General features: G+C 62.6%; 5 protein-coding genes. 3 read left to right on the top strand and 2 right to left on the bottom strand.

The window, feature by feature from the left end; translation table 11 throughout:
• Positions 1-635, bottom strand: a 635-nt coding sequence (locus OXH56_13030) for an amidohydrolase family protein (GenBank protein ID MCY3556231.1), incomplete at its 3' end; no start/stop codon positions are given.
• 81 nt (positions 636-716) lie between these two features.
• On the opposite strand from OXH56_13030, the gene OXH56_13025 reads away from it, so the two are divergent.
• Positions 717-1,964 (top strand): MFS transporter, encoded by a 1,248-nt coding sequence (locus tag OXH56_13025; protein ID MCY3556230.1) that lies wholly within the window; start codon positions 717-719, stop codon positions 1,962-1,964.
• Positions 1,965-2,028: 64 nt separating this feature from the next.
• Positions 2,029-3,111 (top strand): hypothetical protein, encoded by a 1,083-nt coding sequence (locus OXH56_13020; protein MCY3556229.1) that lies wholly within the window; start codon positions 2,029-2,031, stop codon positions 3,109-3,111.
• 15 nt (positions 3,112-3,126) lie between these two features.
• Here the strand turns inward: OXH56_13020 and OXH56_13015 are convergent, their stop codons facing one another.
• Entirely contained in the window at positions 3,127-4,275 is a 1,149-nt protein-coding gene (locus OXH56_13015) for a Rieske 2Fe-2S domain-containing protein (protein ID MCY3556228.1), read from the bottom strand.
• Positions 4,276-4,370: 95 nt separating this feature from the next.
• On the opposite strand from OXH56_13015, the gene OXH56_13010 reads away from it, so the two are divergent.
• Positions 4,371-5,877, top strand: a 1,507-nt coding sequence (locus tag OXH56_13010) for a hypothetical protein (GenBank protein MCY3556227.1), incomplete at its 3' end; no start/stop codon positions are given.

The raw sequence follows: 5,877 nt of genomic DNA, 5'->3' as shown, positions 1-5,877 counted from the left end.
CCGCCGGCGTCCGGGCTGGCTTCGGTCAAAAGACCCGAAAGCTTGCAGTACGCATCGGTGCTCTCGGCAATTTCGGACATCCGGTCCGCCCACGGCTGCCAAAGGCCCTCGGTAATGACCGGCTTGGCGCCATGGTCGATGACGGTTTTGAGGTCAGGATGGCGCTTGAGGAATTCGAGCAGGTAGGACAGGTGCTGGGGCCGGACCAGTGCGTCGAAGCACAGATCGGCATCGATCACCGCCTCGGTCGCCGCCGCCAGGTCCGGGCGCGTGATCCACGCTTCGTCCTCGATGTTGTGGATCATCGGCCGGATCCCGACCAGCTTCGGGTTTTGCGCGAGATCGGCCAGCACCGTCGCCGCGTCGGCGCTTTCCATGTCGATCCAGCCCACGACGCCGGCTACCAGGTCGGTCTGCCCGGCCAGTTCCAGCAGGAAGCGCGTTTCCGCGACGGTGGGCGCGGCCTGGACCAGGATGGTCCTGTCGACGCCCGCCGCTTGCAGAAGCGGGGCGAGGTCGTCGGGCCCGAAATCACGGTATAGGGGCTTGAGCGCCGGGGTCAGCCAGCCGTAGTCGTTGCGCTCGACCTTCCAGAAGTGCTGGTGGGCGTCGATTCGTAGTGGCGAGGAGTTCATATCAGGGGTGCTCAGAGGGTTCCGGCGCGATTTTCGCATGCCGGAGCCCCGCGTGCGAACGCCATATAGACTTGGAAAGCGATGAAAATCTCGACCGTCAGGCAGCTGTTCGGCAACCGGAACTTCGCCCTGTTTTCGGTGGGCAACGTGCTGTCTCTGACGGGAAACTGGATTCAGCTGGTGGCGGTGTCCTGGCTGATCTGGGAACTCACCAATTCCACGGTCTGGCTGGGTATCGTGGCGGCGTCCCAGTTCGTGCCGATTTTCCTGGTCGGTCCGTTGGGGGGCGTGCTGGCCGACCGCCTGGATCGGCGTCGGCTCATCCTTTTCAGCAACGGCGGCGGCCTGTTCTGCGCGCTTGCCCTTTTCGCCATCTACAGCACCGGACATCTCAACGTTGTCATCATCTGCATTATCCGGGCGCTGCAGGCGGCGTTTCAGTCGCTCGGACAACCGGCGCGGCTGGCCGTGGTCCCACGGCTCGTGCCGTCGGCGCAGCAGACAGCGGCCATCGCGATAGGCAACATCAGTCTGCACACGGCCCGATTGCTCGGTCCCATCCTTTCCGGGGTGGTCGTTGCGGTCAGTGGGATCGGCCTGGCGATGCTGGTGAACGCGCTGAGCTTTGTGGTCTTTATTTCCTGCATTGCGGCGATTCGACTGCCGGAGCTGGCGCGCAAAGCCCCGCGTTCACCGGACCGGAGGACCGGGGCCTTCGGCGAGGCGATCGAAGGGATGGCCTGTCTCGGCCGCAACAAGGCCATTCTGATGACGGTCGTCCTTGCTGCCGTGATGGTCCTGTTCGCCCGCCCGATCATGTTCATGCTGCCCGCTTACGTGGATATGGTGTTTGCCGAGGGGATGGCGGGCCTGTCGATCCTCATCTCGATGAGCGCCGCGGGCAGCATTGCGGGTGGCCTGTCCATGGCGCGGACGCGCCATTCAAGCGGTCTCATGAAGGTCGTGTTGCTGAGCAGCCTCGCCATTGCCGCGGCCGCTACCGCCTTCGCGCTGGTGCGCGAATACTGGGTGGCGGGCGCCTTCCTGGTCGCGCTCGGTTTCATGAACGTGGTCTTCAGCGTGTCTTCGCAATCGCTCGTGCAGCACGCGGTTGACGAGGACACCCGCGGAAGGGTGATGAGCTCCTGGTTCATGCTGAACCGGGGCGGGCCGGCCCTGGGCACGTTTTTCTTCGGCATCCTGGCCGATCTGATCGGTCTGTCGTGGCCGATCATCCTGGGCTCGGGCGTCGTTCTGATCACGGTGCTGCTGTGCCTGCTCTACCGCAGGCGGGTCCTGGAGAAGGCGAACATCCGACCGGCGACATAAGCGCCCCAGTAGTTCCTTCGTTCCGCCGCGGGCTGCTAGGATGCCGCAAACGGAGAGCTTCGCCATGACAACCCGACACGACATTCCCGTGCCCCCCATGGTGCGCAAGGACGGCACCTATCCGACCGTTGACCTGCGCCGCGACAAGGTGTCCATCAATATCGTGCAGACGCGCACTCGGCCGGTTGACCCGGACGATCCGGAACCGCTGATCCGGGACAACCTCGATTACACGCTCAACGCGATCGACAAGGCGCAGGGCAAGGGCCGGGCCGACCTCGTGTGTTTTCACGAGTTCCCCCTTCAGGGAGGAGGCAGGAAGAACCGCGAGCAGTACCTGAGGGTGGCGCGTTATACGGAATGCAGGGAAATCGAGGAGATTGCGCTGAAGGCGAAGCAATACGACTGCTACATCGCTTTCGGCTGCCTGATCAAGGACGAGGACTGGCCGGGCCACGTGATGAACATGCAGATCCTGGCGGGGCCGGATGGCAATATCGTGGCCAGGCACTGGAAGCAGCGCGCCAAGCGCGGAACGTTCCGGCACAGCGAGCAGATCACGACCTGCATCTACGACGTTTTCGACCGTTTCGTCGAAATGTACGGCTGGGACGCGGTGATTCCCGTAGCCCGGACCGACATCGGCAACATCGCGATGTCGCCGGTCCAGTATGAGCCCGAACTGTTCCGGGCGCAGGCGCTGAAAGGCGCGGAGATCCTGGTGCGGCCCGCCACCGGCGGGTTCCGCTGGGAGGACACGCAGATGTGCTCCTACCATCACGACGTCTTCACGGTGGTCGTGAACAATTCACTGAATATCGGCTACGAGAACAAAGAGTTTTTCGTCGAGAACGCGCCGCGCAACGATTGGGTCGGGCGGTCTTCGATATTCGGGCCGAAGGGCGAGGTGCTTGCCCAGGCCGGCCCCTTCGAGACCCGCCGCCGCGCCGTGATCGACATGGCGGCCTATCGCGAGCGCCATCGGATTCCCGATTTTCACATCAGCATGTACCGGCACGTCTTCGACCAGTATGAAGAGCGCTATCAGCCCAATCTCTGGACCGGGTATCAGCCGGACAACGCACGCGAAGCCGCGGATTATCTGCACCCGCGGGCGGCCTGGCAAAATTTCTGGTACGACTACTGAGGATTCGCTGCCGGCTTATTCGCTGGCCTGGTCCTGGCGGGGGAAAGTCGTAGGCACAACCGGGTGGACCCAGTTCTTCGGGTCGGCCCGGCGGGCCGGCGACGGAATCGAGAAGTGCCGGTAGCGCCCTTCGTGCTCCAGTTTCTCGACGTCGATTTCCCAGCCCTGCTTCACTTTATCGAACAGCACCTTCCGGAACGCCGTTTCGAGCTGATCGGACTCGACCAGCAGCTGGTGCGCCATGGAGCGCGGCACGAATTTCGGCTCGACCGAAGCGACTGCCTCATAGTCCTCGCGGAAGGCCAGCCGGATGCCGTCGAGGCGGGCCTCGTCGTGCTCCTCTTCCATCAGGTAGTTGCGCGCCTGGTGCATGAAGATCCGCGTGTTGTACGAATCGACGGGCGTGCGCGCGGAGACCGTGACCTGCCGGATATTGCCCTCGCGGGTGATGTCGATACGGTGCGAAATACCCGCCAGGTAGGAGTCGGTGGAGGCCACCGTATTGCCCCGTTTTCTGGAAACCAGCCTGGCGATATCCTCGCTCACCTGCGTGTGCTTGGGCGGGACGCGTTCGCGAGTGGCGTTATGGCCCCCGAAGTCGTTTTCGACCAGCGGGACGATCTGCACTTTCGGCGCGCTGCGCCGCCCGAAACGCGAATGCACAAATGCGGGATGCGCGCTGTCGAGCGAGTTCTCGTGCCCGCGGGCCCAGTTCACATCGGCGTCAAACTCGATCGAAACCACTCGCCAGTTTTCCTTGTCGTGGTACTCGGGGAAAACGGTCGTCGGGATCGCCGGGCGCTGTTCCTCTTCCAGGTCGCCCAGGAAAACCCAGACCCAGTCGAAATGCTCTTCGACGGGATACGAGTCCACCCGTGCGCGCCTGGGTATGTTGGTGTCTTCCCCCAGGGCGGGAATCTCGACGCACTGGCCCTGCGCATTGAATTTCCAGCCGTGGTAGCCGCAGGCGATACGTCCGGCGCCGTCCAGTTCACCCCGGCCTATCGAACCGCCGCGATGGCAGCAGGTGTTGGTCAGACAGACGGCCTGGTTTTCGGGAGTGCGGAAGAGTACGAAATTCTGGCCTAACATACGCACGATCAATGGCTTTTCCGCATTCACTTCATGGCTCTTGGCAGCCACGTACCAGTTGTTCATCAACATGCTCGTCCCCTGTTTGTCCGGCAGGCAACCATTCGGTTCGACGGTCGGGCGTGGATTTGATCGTTCATTTTAGCTTTCGCCGCTGAATCGGAAAGATGCTGCGTACCGGCAAGAAATTCCTGGCTGGATTGAAGGATGGGCGCAAGGTCTACATCGGCGGCGAGGAGGTGAAAGACGTTGTCGAACACCCGGCCTTCAGGGGCGCTGCGCAAACGCTGGCCAGGCTGTTCGACCACAAGGCCGATCCCGCCAACGGCGAGCCGATGTCGTTCGAGGAGGAGGGCGAGGAATTCTCGTCCTATTTCCTCATGCCCCGAACCCGTGAAGACCTCGTCAGGCGCTCGCGGGCGCACTACGCGATCGCCGAACGGACATACGGTCTTTTCGGCCGAAGTCCCGATCACGTCGCCAGCTTCGTGACGGGCCTTGCGATGAACCCGGAAATACTGGACCGGGACGGCGATTCCTGTTCGGGCCATATCACCGACTACTACGAGCACCTCAGAAAGAACGACTTGTACGCCTCGTATGCCGTGCATCCGGCCCCCCAGTCCAAGAACGAAAACATCTTCGGCGACACCAGGGGATACCAGGCCGTGCTGCAGGTCGTCGACGAGGATGACAACGGCGTCATCCTGAACGGAATGAAGATGCTGGCCACGGCGGGCGTCTTCTGCGATGAAGTCTGGATCGGCAACCTGACGCCGATTTCCGATGACAAGAAAAAGGAAGCCATAACCTGCGCCGTGCCGATGAATGCCGCGGGGCTGACCCTGTGGGTACGCAAGCCCATGGAGCTCTATGCGGCCACGGAGTTCGACAGTCCGCTCGCGTCGAATTTCGACGAAAGCGACGTGATGCTGATCTTCGATAACGTGCGGGTGCCCTGGGAGCGCGTTTTCGTTCACGACCGCGCGGCGCTCTCGCGGGAGATTTACGTCCAGACCGCCTCGCACACGCTCGGCAATCACCAGTCCAATGTGCGTTTTCATGCAAAACTGCGTTTCATCGCCGGAATCATCCACAAGATCACGCAATCCGCCGGGGTCGACAGGATTCCCGTCGTGGCGGAAAAACTCGGGAGACTCGCAGCGTGGGAGGCGGCCCTGGGCGGGATGATCCAGGGCCAGATACAGGACTGCGAAGACCTCGGCAACGGATTCGTGAATTTCAACCGGCGCTACATGTATGCGGCGCTCAACTGGTGCCAGGAGCACTACCCCGAGATCATCGCGATGATGCGGGAGTTGTCCGGCGGCAGCGTGTTCCAGATGCCCGCCGACATCTCGGTGCTGGAAAACCCGGCGACCCGGGACATCTTCAGGGACTACTGGGCGGCCGGGGATGAAACCGCGGTGGACCGCGTCAAGCTGTACCGCCTGGCCTGGGACATGTACGGCAGCGAGTTCGGCTCGCGCCAGCAGCAATACGAGAACTTTTTCGCCGGGCCGTCCTTCATCGTGCGCAACCACAGTTTCCGGGAGGCGCCCTGGAGCGCCTTTGGCGCGGTCGTGGACGGCCTTCTGGACAGCTTCCCGGTGCCAGGGGAGTCCGAATCCTCGAGGCTCGTCACAGCGGCGTCGCATAGCTTGAACAGAGTTG

This window comes from Gemmatimonadota bacterium (assembly GCA_026702745.1).
Taxonomy (GTDB): Bacteria; JAAXHH01; JAAXHH01; order JAAXHH01; family JAAXHH01; genus JAAXHH01.
Note: the sequence above shows the minus strand (reverse complement) of the source record. Positions and strands in the feature narration are given on the sequence as shown.